At 58.5% G+C, this 12728-nt stretch carries 10 protein-coding genes; 7 read left to right on the top strand and 3 right to left on the bottom strand.

What is annotated here, in order from left to right:
* Positions 1-21 precede the first annotated feature (21 nt).
* Together DXC99_RS08215 and DXC99_RS08210 are read left to right on the top strand one after the other, a co-directional pair.
* Entirely contained in the window at positions 22-807 is a 786-nt protein-coding gene (locus DXC99_RS08215; RefSeq protein ID WP_006234847.1) for an ABC transporter ATP-binding protein, read from the top strand.
* On the top strand, positions 797-2998 hold the full coding sequence (locus DXC99_RS08210; protein ID WP_117629869.1) for an FtsX-like permease family protein: 2202 nt from the start codon (positions 797-799) through the stop codon (positions 2996-2998). Before DXC99_RS08215 ends, DXC99_RS08210 begins: the two co-directional genes overlap by 11 nt.
* Positions 2999-3328: 330 nt before the next feature.
* On the opposite strand, the gene DXC99_RS08205 is transcribed toward DXC99_RS08210, so the two are convergent.
* Positions 3329-4294: a response regulator transcription factor gene (locus DXC99_RS08205; RefSeq protein WP_158551685.1), complete on the bottom strand. Its 966-nt coding sequence runs from the start codon at positions 4292-4294 to the stop codon at positions 3329-3331.
* A gap of 330 nt (positions 4295-4624) precedes the next feature.
* Here DXC99_RS08205 and ptcA point away from each other — a divergent pair, with 330 nt between their 5' ends.
* From ptcA to DXC99_RS08180, 5 genes are all read left to right on the top strand, one after another.
* The gene (gene ptcA / locus DXC99_RS08200; protein WP_117583532.1) at positions 4625-5698 is read left to right on the top strand and encodes a putrescine carbamoyltransferase; all 1074 of its coding nucleotides are present in this window, start codon (positions 4625-4627) and stop codon (positions 5696-5698) included.
* A 133-nt stretch (positions 5699-5831) separates the two neighbouring features.
* Positions 5832-7271, top strand: a complete 1440-nt coding sequence (locus tag DXC99_RS08195) for an APC family permease (protein WP_117629867.1) — start codon at positions 5832-5834, stop codon at positions 7269-7271.
* 367 nt (positions 7272-7638) lie between these two features.
* On the top strand, positions 7639-8844 hold the full coding sequence (locus DXC99_RS08185; RefSeq protein ID WP_089572369.1) for an agmatine deiminase family protein: 1206 nt from the start codon (positions 7639-7641) through the stop codon (positions 8842-8844).
* 367 nt (positions 8845-9211) lie between these two features.
* A complete protein-coding gene (locus DXC99_RS10300) occupies positions 9212-9394 on the top strand; it encodes a hypothetical protein (protein ID WP_147327489.1) in 183 nt (60 codons plus the stop codon).
* A complete protein-coding gene (locus tag DXC99_RS08180; RefSeq protein ID WP_117629865.1) occupies positions 9384-10793 on the top strand; it encodes an APC family permease in 1410 nt (469 codons plus the stop codon). Before DXC99_RS10300 ends, DXC99_RS08180 begins: the two co-directional genes overlap by 11 nt.
* Before the next feature lie 35 nt (positions 10794-10828).
* Here DXC99_RS08180 and DXC99_RS08175 read toward each other — a convergent pair whose 3' ends face one another.
* Together DXC99_RS08175 and DXC99_RS08170 are read right to left on the bottom strand one after the other, a co-directional pair.
* Positions 10829-11020: a hypothetical protein gene (locus DXC99_RS08175; protein ID WP_117629864.1), complete on the bottom strand. Its 192-nt coding sequence runs from the start codon at positions 11018-11020 to the stop codon at positions 10829-10831.
* A 759-nt stretch (positions 11021-11779) separates the two neighbouring features.
* Positions 11780-12430, bottom strand: a complete 651-nt coding sequence (locus DXC99_RS08170; RefSeq protein ID WP_117583527.1) for a GNAT family N-acetyltransferase — start codon at positions 12428-12430, stop codon at positions 11780-11782.
* Positions 12431-12728 lie beyond the last annotated feature (298 nt).

Raw genomic sequence — 12728 nt, 5'->3', positions numbered from 1 at the left:
AATCGCAAGAAAGGACTCGGTATGCAAACCACGCACATGGCGACCCCGGTACTGGAGGTCGCGCATCTCGAAAAGGTATATGGAGCGCTGGGCAACGTGACCCGCGCGCTCAACGACGTCAGCTTTACCGTCAACCGCGGCGAATTTGTTGGCATCATGGGCGCTTCGGGCTCGGGCAAGTCGACGTTGCTCAACTGCGTGTCGACCATCGATAGCGCCACAAGTGGCACGATCCGCATCAACGGCCAGGACGTGACGCGCATGAAGCAGGCCAAGCTCTCGCAGTTCCGCCGCGAGGAACTGGGCTTTATCTTCCAGGACTCCAACCTGCTCGATACGCTCACGGCGCGCGAGAACATCGCCCTGCCGCTCACCATCGCCCGCACAAACTCGGCAGAGATCTCGACCCGCGTGCAGGATGTGGCAGCGCGCCTGTCCATCAGTCAGGTGCTCGACAAGTATCCCTATCAGATGTCCGGCGGTCAGCAGCAGCGCGTTGCCGCGGCTCGCGCGCTCGTCACCGATCCCACCATGATCATGGCCGACGAGCCCACCGGCGCCCTCGATTCCAAGAGCGCTCGCCTGCTGCTCGAGAGCCTGGAGGCCCTCAATCGCCGCCTACGCGCTACCGTGCTCATGGTCACGCACGACAGCTTTGCCGCCAGCTACACGAGTCGTGTACTGTTTATTCGCGACGGCAAAATCTTCACCGAGTTGCGCCGCGGCGACACCGACCGCCGAGAGTTTTTCGACCGCATTATGGAGGTCGTTGCCATGATGGGCGGTGAGGGCTCCGATGCTCTGTAAACTCGCTTGGGGCAACGTCCGCCGCGCCGGCCGCGACTATCTCGTCTACCTTTTGACGCTCACCCTGGGCGTCACGGTCTTCTATGCCTTTAACACCATCTCGATGCAGGTTGACATCGCCGGAATCGATGAAAAGGGCTTGGCGCAGGTTATGGGCAGCATGCTCGGCTACCTGACGTACTTTTTGGCCGGTGTCATGGCCTTTTTGATGGTGTATGCCAATAACTTCATCATGAAACGCCGCAAGAAGGAGTTTGGCCTGTACCAGGTGCTCGGCATGGGGCGCGGGCGCGTCGCCACGATCATGGCGCTCGAGACCGTGATAGTATCGGTCGTGGCCTTTGTTGCCGGCATTGTGCTGGGCGTGGGGCTCTCCCAGCTCATGACGTTCTTTACGGCCTCGCTCTTTAAGACGCAGATTGCCAATTTCCACTTTTTCTTCTCGGCGCATGCGTTCAACCTGACCCTTGCCTGCATGCTCGTGATGTTTGTGCTCACGCTACTGCTGAACCTTCGCGCCGTGCGTCGTACCAAACTCATCGAGCTTATGGGTGCCGAGCGTCGCAACGAGAGCATCAAGACACGCAACCCCTGGATCGCGATTGCCATCTTTGCCGTGGGCGTGGTGCTTGTGGGCGTGGCCTATTACCGTCTGCTACGTGATGGGTTCCCGCTAACCGCGACGGACAGCAAGCTGCAAGAGGCTATGAACCAGTTTGGCATTACGACCGCTATGGTTACAGTGGGCACCTTTGCCCTGTTCTGGGGACTCTCGGGCATGCTTATCAAGCTGTTGCAGAGCCTGCGCGGCGTGTATTGGCGCGGACTTAACATGTTTACCGTGCGCCAGCTTGCGGCCAAGGTCAACACGGTGTGCTTTTCGATGGGCGTCATCGCGATGATTCTGTTTTTGGCCATTACCTCGGTGACGTGCGGTATGTCTATTGCCAATGTGATGAACGAAAACCTGGAGCGCTATAACCCTGTTGACGTGTCTCAGACGTATGTCTATTACACGCCCGAAACGCTCGACTACTACAAGGAGTATGTCAATCCGTCTGAGGCCGATCGCATGGTGCTGGCCGATGCAACGGTCGATTTGTACGCTGCATGGCATGGCGAGCGCAAGTCGGCGGACAACAACGACGAGACCGGCAAAAAGGTCAATATCGCCGATGTTGCCGGTGAGCATGTGCAGATCGATTCGTATCTGAGTTACCCGCTTGGCGGCTCGGGCCCCTCGGTGGTGGCGGGCGAGATGTGCAAGGCCATGGGCGAAAAGCTTCCCAAGGCGCTCGAGGGAAGCAACGCCGATGCGATGGGTCTGTATGTGACGCCGGCGAGCCAGTACAACAAACTGCGCCAGATGATGGGCGAGGAGCCGGTGAGCATTGGCCGCGACCAGTATTTGCTCACGTGTGATATGGGCGGTGAGCTGGGCGACCTGTACACCAAATACATGGCCGGCGGCCATACCCTCACCTTGGGCGGGCATGAGCTCAAGCCCGCAACCGATAAGTCGGACGAGGACACGGCGGCCATCGCCAACTCGGCGATGGGCAGCAATCCCGGTACCGTGGTCGTAGCCGATGAACTGCTGTCCCAGCTTAATCTGCAGCCGTATTCCAGTAATCTGCTCGTTAATTACAAACAGGGTATGGATACGACCGAGGCAGACGAGAGCATTAAATACACCTTGCTCGATAATCTGCTCGTTGACGGCAAGGAGCCGGGGTCGTGGGGAGTCTTCATCACGCGTTCCGAGATGTACACGCAAGCAGCGCAGATGAACGGCATGATTAGCTATCTGGCCATCTACATTGGCTTTGTACTGGTCGTTGCGTGCGCGGCAATCCTATCGATCCAGCAGCTCTCCAATGTGGCCGACGGCAGCCGCAGCTATCGTGTGCTGGCACAGATCGGCTGTGACGACCGCCAGATTCGTCATTCGGTGATGGCGCAGCAAGCGGTATTCTTCCTGTTCCCGCTGGCAGTGGGCTTGGCGCACTCCTTTGTGGCGCTCAAGGTGATCATCGAGCTGGTGAGCGTATTCGGCGATATAAGCATCGCCGGCACCGTGGGCCTCACCTGCGCGATTTTCCTGGCGGCCTATGGTGGCTACTTCCTGGTAACGTACCTCATGAGCGCCGGCATGGTACAAGCTGCCATCGCCACCCGCTACAGCGAGTAGCAGACGGGTAAAACCATCGCAAAGCCACTGCGAACAGCCGCCGCGAACGGGGTTCGGACCCCTTTCGCGGCGGTTTTTTGCCTTTCTGGTGCGCCTCAGATGCAAGTGAGTAGACTTTCTTGGATTTGCCGAGCACACCGCGACAAGTGCCCAATAAAACCGCAGGTCAGGGCTGTGTCGATTTGGGGCGTGCTCGGCCTTCTGCAAAAAGCCTACTCACTTGGTTTTCGCTGTTAGAAGGCCGTCGCGAGGGAAAGCAGTTCCCTCGCGACGGCCTTCACGTTTGCCCAGATAAAACCTGCCAAAATAAACCTGTCCCTTTTTGGTAGGTTATCGCTTCCAGAAGTGGAGGATCAGCGTCGTGCGGTTTTGCTGCTCGGTTTTGACCAGGATGTTGTGGATGTGGGTCTTGACGGTGCCCACGGCAAGGAATAGCTCGTCGGCGATCTCTTGGTTCGATTTGCCCAGCACAACCAGGCGCATGACTTCGGTCTCGCGGTTGGAGAGCTTGTAGGCGTTGCGGTAGAAGGGCATCTGCTCTTCGATGTGTCGATCAAGATCGCTGACGTTCTTTTCCTCGGGTGCCTCCCGCATGCGAATCGAAAGCACGTGATAGGCATAGATAATCAGCAGAATCGCAAAGTAGCACGCAAAGATGTTCTCGCTAAAGTTGCGCTCGGATAGGTACAGCTGCAGCCAGGAGGGTGCCAGGCTCATGGGAACAACAAGGATGTTGTAGAAATCCTCGGCAACGATGCAACCGACCAGAATGGCGCCGATAATGAGGTGCTTTCGTTGATTGTTGACGCGCGCCTTAAGCTCGACCTGCGTGCTTTTATGCGCCGTCCAAAAGATATAGAGCCCCACAAATACAAGGAATGCCTGACGTATCGTGTAGTAGAGCCATTGATGCATGGGGCCGTAGGGGACAGCGACAATGATCAGCAGCTCGCTCAGGAAGAACGTTGCGACGGGAATAACAAACTGCTTTTTTGAATGTTTGTCGAGCAAGTCCATGGCAATGAGCCAGATAAAAGCTTGTGAAGCGGTCGCCACAAGGGTCCGCAACACAGGCATGGTAATTGAGTAATAGTCGCTGGCCGGAAAACTCTGGTTTTGCAGCGTGTATTCGAAAAAGAAAATCTCGGTCATCTCGATGGCATAGCAGATAAATACGCCGCTGCCATAGATAAAGAACCGTCGACGAGACGAGGCATAGGCGGCAAGCGAAAGCACTGCCGTCACAATACAAATCAGGAGTATCGCTAGGGTATAGAAGAACATCAGAGTGTTCATCTGCCACCGTCCCATCTCATTTCGTCTATGGCCGAGCCCTGTATATCTTGCGGGATATAGACGCCTCAACCCATCGTTTCATTGCGGATTAGGCGCCGAGTTACAGCATAGCGATATACCGTTCGCGGTTCCAGATAGTAAACCCCCTGCAAGCTCGCTACCTGCGGGTTTATATTGGTTTAGAGGGGGTGTAACTCCGTGAACGGTCTTTAATCCCGAATAAACTAGGTAAAAATTGCATACGGGTGAATGATGGTCTTGTCAACACGAGGCGTGATGTTCGAGCGTCTCATAGTAATAGTCGGCAAGACCGGCGGAAAGGAAATCGACATGGCACTGCCTAAGGATTTCATCGACACCAACGACTTCACCAAAGAGCAGATCCTGGCTATCGAGGATCTTGGCCTGGCAATGAAGAAGGCCATCAAGGTTGACGGTTATTATCCGCACCTGCTCCGCAACAAGAGCCTTGGCATGATCTTCCAGCAGGTCTCCACCCGCACCCGTCTTTCCTTCGAGACCGCTATGACCGACCTTGGCGGCCATGCTCAGTTCTATGGCCCTGGCACCATCCAGCTCGGCGGTCACGAGTCCCTGGGCGACACCGCTCGCGTTATGGGCTCGCTGCTCGACATCATGATGGCTCGCGTTGACCGTCACAAGGACGTCGTCGGCCTCGCCGAGGGCTCCGCTGTGCCCGTCATCAATGGCATGTCCGAGTTCAACCATCCCACGCAGGAGATGGGCGACCTCATGACCATGCTCGAGAACCTCCCCGAGGGCAAGAAGATCGAGGACTGCACCCTGGCCTTCATCGGCGACGCCACCCAGGTCTGCGTCTCCCTCATGTTCATCGCCTCCAAGGTCGGCATGAAGTTTGTCCAGTTTGGACCTAAGGGCCACCAGATCCCCGACGGCGGCCTGCACGTTGGCACCGTCGAGGAGCGCGCCGAGTTCGGCAAGCAGATGATGGCCATCGCCGAGGAGAACTGCAAGGTCTCCGGCGGCTCTGTCGTCATCTCCGACGACATCGAGTGCATCAAGGGCGCCGACTTCATCTACACCGACGTGTGGTATGGCCTGTACGACGAGGAGGTCTCGGGCGAGAACTACATGGACGTGTTCTATCCCAAGTATCAGGTCACCATGGACATGATGAACTTTGCCGGCCCCAACTCCAAGTTCATGCACTGCCTGCCGGCCACCCGCAACGAGGAGGTCGTCGACGAAGTCATGGACGATCCCGAGCGCTCCCTGTGCTGGGTCGAGGCCGAGAACCGCAAGCACTCCATCCGTGCTCTCCTTGCCGCCCTGGGCAAGCGCACCCCGCTCAACGACGAGGGTGTCGAGTACTCCGCCAAGGCTGAGCTCCACGCCGCTCTCGAGGCTCTCGAGCAGCTCTAAGCCTCAAGGCTTCTAAAAGCACGTTTGCGGGCGGCGGATGCTCGTCTCCTGTCGCCCGCTCACCGAGGCCCAAGCAATTGCCTTAATACCTTAGGGCCTCGGATCTGTCCAAGACTGAGCGAAGGAGCTCATCATGAGCGACGGAAAGAAAAAGCTTTCCTTCTTGACGGTCATTTCGACCATCATCTGCGTCGTCTTCGTTTGCGAGGCCGCCGCTCCTGCTGCTGCCATTGGCAACCAGCAGTTCTTCTGGTGGATCTTCCTGATCCTGACCTTCCTGCTTCCCTACGGCATGGTTGTCGCCGAGCTCGGTACCACCTATGACGGCGAGGGCGGCATTTACGACTGGGTACGCGATGGCCTGGGCGACAAATGGGGCGCCCGCATCTCGTACTACTACTGGGTCAACTACCCGCTGTGGATCGCCTCGCTGGCTACCATGTTCCCCGACATTTTGGGCATGGTCTTTGGCGTCGAGTTCAACTTGATCGCCAAGATGGGTATCGATCTTGCCTTTGTGTGGATCGTCTACCTCATGGGCCGCTCCAAGGCGGCCGACTCCGAGTGGGTCCTTAACGGTGGCGCCATCATCAAGGTCGCCGTCGCCGTTATCGTTGGCGCTTTGGGCATTTGGTATGCCATGGAGAACGGTTTTGCGAACGACATGTCCGCTGCCACCTTCCTGCCCGAGCTCACCAACACCAACGCTCTCGGCTACCTGTCGATCATCATCTTTAACTTCATGGGCTTCGAGGTCATCTGCACTATGACCGACGACATGGCCGATCCCGCTCGCGATATCCCCAAGGCTATCATCGTCGGTGGCCTGTCCATCGCCGTGATCTACCTGTTCGCTGGCTTTGGCATCGGCGCTGCTGTGCCGGCCGATTCCATCGACCCCGACTATGGCATGATTGTCGCAGTCCAGACCATGGTGGGCGACTCCATGATCTTCAGGGTCATCTGCATCGCCTTCCTGATCACCCTGTTCGCCAACATGGCCGCCTGGTCCTTCGGCGTCAACTCCGTCGCCCGCTACGCTGCCGAGCACGGCAACATGCCCAAGGTCTTCGCCTCGATGATTTCGGATGATGACATGCCCAACGGCGCCAACCTGGTCAACGCCGTCGTTGCCTCCCTGGTGCTGTGCCTGCAGCTCGTTCCCATCGACGCCATCTCCAACGGCGTCTTCTGGATGCTCTTCGGCACCTCCGTCGTCTTCCTGCTGCTGACCTACATCCCGATGTTCCCGGCGTTCCTCAACCTTCGCAAGAACGACCCCGACCGCGAGCGCATCTTCACGTTCCCGTTTAAGGGTGCCATGATGAAGGTCATGCTGGCCATCCCTTGCATCGAGCTGATCCTGGCCATCGTTGCAACGCTGGTGCCGCTCTCCGCCGCCGAGATTGGCGACAAGCTCCCGATGATCGTTATCTTCATCGTGCTTCTGCTCATCGGCGAGGTTGTCCGCGTCGTCAGCGCCAAGGGCCGCGAGACCGAGTACAAGGGCCTCACTCCCGAGCTGGCAGCTCAGCGTCTCGCTGAGGAGGCCGCCGAGGCCGAGGAGAACTAGAGCACCCGGTTCTGGGGCTCCAACCCTCCTCGTGTACCAACGCGCGCTTCGTCGGGCTTGTCGCTCCCGACTCCGGGCACTCTAGCCTCTTCGGAGACGTGCCCAAGCGACAGGTTTGCTAACCATTCCCCGGGGTGGGTGTGAGCGATAGCTCCGGTAACCACCGCCCACCCCAATCTCTCTTCCGTATCCTTCGTGCGTTTTGTCTCCGCGCACTTGGTTACGTCGTCGCTTGCCGGTGCGACTCCGTGAAAACCGGCGCCGGGCGCCCCGACCCTTGCCGGGGAACGGGCGCCTACCATCTCTTGGTTTTAGGCTGCGGGTAACCCGCCCGCAGCAAGCGATCGTTCGATTTGGAGGATATCTTATGCGTACGATCACCGAGTCCGAGTCCACCCCCAAGGCCGACGGCTTCTTTATGCCCGCTGAGTTCGCCCCGCAGGATCGCGTGTGGATGGGTTGGCCCCACCGCACCGACACCTGGGCCCACGGCGCCAAGCCGGCTCAGAAGCAGTATGCCGCCATCGCCCGCGCCATCGCCGAGTTCACCCCGGTTACCATGTGCGCCAACCAGGTCGACTATGCCAACTGCAAGGCCGTCTTCGAGGAGGACGAGAACGTCACCGTCATCGAGATGACCACCGACGACGCCTGGTTCCGCGACACCGCCGCCACCTACGTCATCAACGGCAAGGGTGAGAAGCGCGCCAACCACTGGCACTTCAACGCCTACGGCGGTCTCGTCGACGGCCTCTATTTCCCGTGGGACAAGGACGAGCAGATCGCCCTTAAGATGGCTGAGCTTTCCGGCTGCCGCCGCTATCGTCCCGATGACATGATCCTCGAGGGCGGCTCCATCACCGTTGACGGCGAGGGCACCCTTGTCGTGACCGACCAGTGCCTGCTTTCCCCGGGCCGCACCTGCTCTGCAGTGCTCGAGGAGGAAGAGGATCCCGAGTCCATCTGGCCCAAGTTCCACAAGAAGTTTGAGCCCTGGAGCGAGGAGCTTCGCGCCTACATGGACGAGCACCTCAAGGATTACCTGGGTGTCGAGAAGGTCATCTGGGTCAAGGAGGGCATCGACCCCGAGGAGACCAACGGCCACATCGACGACGTCGCCACGTTCATCGCGCCGGGCGTCATGGCCTGCATTTGGACCGACGATCCCGAGTATCCGTTCTACGAGCAGTGCCACGCTGCCTACGAGACCCTCTCCAACGCCGTCGACGCCAAGGGCCGCAAGATGAAGGTCTACAAGCTCTGCATGCCCGTGAACCCGCTGTTCATGGACCAGGCTTCCTGCGACACCATCGACGCCGACGAGAACGCCGAGCCGCGCGTCCCCGACGAGCCGCTGATCGCCTCCTACATGAACTACCTCGTGACCAACCACGGCGTTATCGTCCCGCAGTACGGCGACGAGAACGACCAGCTGGCCGTCGACACGCTCCAGAAGATCTACGACGAGGTCTGGGGCGAGGGTGTCTACAAGTGCGTCGGCGTTCAGTCCGAGCAGGTCGTCTTCGGTGGCGGCAACATCCACTGCATTACTCAGCAGGAGCCGTCCGCGTAATTGTCTGTCTTCCCGAGGCACGGCACCTTCCCGTTCATTCGTCGCTTGCGTACCAAAGTACGCGGCGCTCCTCTTTCACGGGAATCTGCCGCACCTCAGAAACCCAGCCGATCAATCGGACGGTCGGTGAATCGGACCATCTCGGGGCATTGATGGTCGGTTTATTCGATGTCTTGGTCGGCTGGGTTTTTCTTTGGGCACTCCGTTGCCTCCACTTCGGAGTGTCCGCCTCTTTGATTGAGTACGCGTCTGATCTGGGATTTATTGCGGGTTAGGCCAATTGTTCGCTTGAATTTCCCAGGTCAGACGCGTCTTCAATTGCTGATAGTTTCCGGTTGCGAGCGCGACCGTTTTGATCGGAGTATCTATGTACCAGCGTATCGTTATCTACACGCGCCTGTTCCGCGAGCGTTGGTCCAACAATTGCATCCTCTCTTCTCTTTGGGATGGCACCTGCACCGGTGACGCGGCCTGCAACCCTACCTTGGGCTGCGCCTTCGGTACAGATGCCATCCTTTTTGCTGTAGGGGGAGCGTGCCGTGGCAGGTAAAAAGTTCTCCCTGTTCGAGGTCATCCTCTCGGTTATCTGCGTCGTTTTTACCATCGAGGCGGCGGCTCCGGCATCTGCCATGGGTAACGTGCAGTTCTTCTGGTGGATCTTCCTCATCATTACGTTTTTGCTTCCCTATGGCCTGGTGGTGGCCGAGCTCGGTACGGCGTTCGATTCCGAGGGCGGCCTGTACGATTGGGTTCGTCTGGGCTTGGGCGACCGTTGGGGCGCCCGCTGCTCCTGGTGCTATTGGGTCAACTTTCCACTGTGGGTGGCAAGTATCGCCTGCATGTTTCCCAGTGTCATCAATGCGGTATGGGGCATCGATTTTTCGCTTGGGGTCCGAATTGCCATCGAGCTTACCTTTGTGTGGGGCGTCACGGTCATGGCAATGCAGCCGGTGGCCGAGGCCGATTGGGTCATGGATGGCGGCGCCGTCATCAAGGTGCTCATTACCGCCGTGGTGGGAATCATCGGCATCTGGTTTGCCTGCAACAACGGCTTTGCCAACGATATGTCGTTTAAGACCTTTGTCCCCGATCTGGGAGACACTAACTCACTGACGTATCTTTCAATCATCCTATTCAACTTTATGGGCTTTGAGGTGGTCGCGACCTTTGCCAGCACGATGAAGAACCCATCGCGCGATATCCCCAAGGCGGTTATCGCCGGTGGCGTTGCCATCGCGGCGATCTACATTATCTGTGGCATCGGTATTGGAGCCGCGGTTCCCACCGAGCAGCTTTCACTCGATTCGGGCATTGTGGACGCGGTTGCCGCCATGGTGGGGCGCGCTCACCCGCTGACGATGGTCGTGGGCGTGGCCTTTCTGGTAACGCTGTTTGCCAACATGATCTGTTGGAGCTTTGGCGTCAACAACGTGGCGAGCTATGCCGCGCGCCATGGCAACATGCCGCGTCCCTTTGCGCTGGTGTCCAAGAAGACCGGCATGCCCAACGGCTCGGCACTCATTAACGGTTGTTTTGCCAGCTTGGTGCTGCTACTTCAGATTCCGCTGGGTGAAGGTTCCGACGTCTTTTGGGTCTTCTTCTCGATGAACGTCGTCTTTCTGCTCATGAGCTATATCCCGATGTTCCCGGCGTTTTGGCGCCTGCGTAAATACGACGACCGCCCGCGTGTGTTTCGCGCGCTCTTCGAGGGCAAGGTGCTTGCGGTAGCGCTTGCGGTGCCGGTGGTAGAGCTCGTGCTTTCGATTGTTGCGACAACCGTGCCGCTTAACAGCTCGCCCGCCGAGATGTCAAAGTTGCCGATCCTCATGGGTGTGGTGATCGGCGTGTTGCTGGGCGAGGTTTCGCGCCTCATATCGCGCCGCGGCCGCAGCATCGACAATCCCGGCGTTGGCGCAAGGGGGACAGGTCGCTTTGCACCAAAACAGTAGCGCCGCGAGTTGTGCGGTGCTAGATGCATCTTGGATTACTGCTCACGCTGCTCGGGATCAGATGCGAGCTTGGGTGCAAAGTAGGGGACGTGGCCCAGGTAGGGGCAGCTGTCCTCGCGTGATTCGACGACGCAGGGGATATCTTCGTAGGTGAGTGAGTCGCTCAGGCGGGCGATGGTCTTGGCGGCAGGAGCGACGAGCATCTTGAGCGGTGCGATAGGCGCCATGGCATCTCCTTTCTTGCATGCGACCCGTGTTTTGGCGCGAATGTATACGCCGCCAGTCTAGCATTCCGCCGAGGAGAGCTCCAAACCACCACAAAGGGGACAGGCACCTTTGTGGTGGTTTTGGTGTTTGACCAGATAATACCTGTTATCGCTCCCGGGCAGTCGTTGGGGACGTTCTAAAACGGTTATATGTCACTATCCAATAACGCCTCTGAACTGGGCCACTATTAGATTATGGAAAACACTACTGCAAGATTATGGCAAATGATACTGTCAGATTATTGCGTGTGCTGCTGTAGTCGTCGGGGGCCTGCCTTATGAGCGCCGGCATGGTGCGAACTGTCATCGCTGCCCGCTGCAGCGAGTAGCAAGCGGGCAAAACCGCCTCAAAACCAGCGCGAACAACCGCCGCGAAGAGGATCGGATCCCTTTCGCGGCGGTTGTTCGCCTATCTGGAGCGCCTCAAAACCAAGTGAGTAGGCTTTTTTGGATCTGCCGAGCATATCACGACAAGTGCTCAATAAAACCGCAGGTCAGCGCTGTGGCGATTCGGGGTGTGCTCGGCCTCCTGCAAAAAGTCTACTCACTTGGTTTTGGCTGCTAGAAGACTGCCGCGAGGGAAGGCAACTTCCTCGCGGCGGTTGGCGTTTACCCAGATAAAACCTGCCAAAATAAACCTGTCCCTTTTTGGCATGTCCCTTTTGGCGTGGCTGATTGCTTTGGGCTGTCTTGGAGAAAGCCCGTGAGGCGGCACTCAAGCTAATCCTGCGTGTCGCCTCCGTACATGTAGACGATAAAGCCGTCGCCGGTGTCTTGGCTGTGATCTTCCAAGATGCGCTTCATGTTGAGGTGCTCGTAGAACTGCCAGTCGGAGCTGCAGTCGCTCATCAGGAAGAACTTGGTGCAGCCTGCCCGGGCGAGCTCGGCGCGCGCAAGGTCGATGAGCGCGCGGCCGAGCCCCTTGCCCTGCCACTCGGGCACGATGATGATGAGGTTGAGTTGGCCCTGGGCATACTCATTGCCCGTGGCGGCAAAGCGGTCGGCCGTGGCCTTCTCGCGGCTGTCGCCAAAGAGCGAGCCCTCGAGCTTGGCGTCGGCGGTCTTCGCCATCTCGGTTGCCTGGGCGAACATCTCGTCGTAGCAGGGTACCCACGTGGGGTTGGTACGCGGCTTGCCGTCTTCGAAGATGCCGATGCAGCAGGCGGCGATAATGCGGCCCTCGGCCTCGGCGACAAGCGCGATGGGGGAGCGCTGCAGCTGCATGGCGATGTTAAAGCGCGCGCAGAAATCGGCAGCTTCGACGTCGCCGCGGTTGCGCAGCGTGTTGCACCACAGCTGGTTGTAGATGGCGGCGATGCCGGTCAGGTCATCAAGTGTGGTGGCGCGCAGGGCTACGTTGTCAAGGCTCATGGAGGCTCCTTCCGGGTTGGGTCAGGCCACCTCTGAGTGTGACATGGCCGCAGGGCCGCCGCATCAACCATTCGGTAGACGACCCCCGATCCCACGGGGGCGGAGAGATAGTCATTGGGGACGTTCTTAAACGACTGGTCAAACAAGAGCGTCCCCAACGACTACCTCAAGGAATGTCCCAGACTGCCGGCAGAAAAGGAACGTCCCTAACTGCCGCATCCGGAGCAAGACAACGCCGCAGGTAGAGGACGGACAGACACTATGACCCAATCCAGGGGCACGGAAACGACAGGAGCCC

The organism is Collinsella sp. TF10-11AT, from assembly GCF_003437565.1.
Lineage (GTDB): Bacteria > Actinomycetota > Coriobacteriia > Coriobacteriales > Coriobacteriaceae > Collinsella.
The sequence above is the reverse complement of the archived record's forward strand: the minus strand, read 5'-3'. Positions and strand labels throughout refer to the sequence as shown.

What these genes read in the sequence shown, in the direction of transcription:
- DXC99_RS08210 (WP_117629869.1), top strand. Translation starts at nt 797, where the DNA reads ATGCTCTGTAAACTCGCTTGGGGCAACGTCCGCCGCGCCGGCCGCGAC.
- DXC99_RS08205 (WP_158551685.1), bottom strand. Translation starts at nt 4,294, where the DNA reads ATGAACACTCTGATGTTCTTCTATACCCTAGCGATACTCCTGATTTGT.
- DXC99_RS08215 (WP_006234847.1), top strand. Translation starts at nt 22, where the DNA reads ATGCAAACCACGCACATGGCGACCCCGGTACTGGAGGTCGCGCATCTC.
- DXC99_RS08185 (WP_089572369.1), top strand. Translation starts at nt 7,639, where the DNA reads ATGCGTACGATCACCGAGTCCGAGTCCACCCCCAAGGCCGACGGCTTC.
- DXC99_RS08170 (WP_117583527.1), bottom strand. Translation starts at nt 12,430, where the DNA reads ATGAGCCTTGACAACGTAGCCCTGCGCGCCACCACACTTGATGACCTG.
- DXC99_RS08195 (WP_117629867.1), top strand. Translation starts at nt 5,832, where the DNA reads ATGAGCGACGGAAAGAAAAAGCTTTCCTTCTTGACGGTCATTTCGACC.
- DXC99_RS08175 (WP_117629864.1), bottom strand. Translation starts at nt 11,020, where the DNA reads ATGGCGCCTATCGCACCGCTCAAGATGCTCGTCGCTCCTGCCGCCAAG.
- DXC99_RS10300 (WP_147327489.1), top strand. Translation starts at nt 9,212, where the DNA reads ATGTACCAGCGTATCGTTATCTACACGCGCCTGTTCCGCGAGCGTTGG.
- ptcA (WP_117583532.1), top strand. Translation starts at nt 4,625, where the DNA reads ATGGCACTGCCTAAGGATTTCATCGACACCAACGACTTCACCAAAGAG.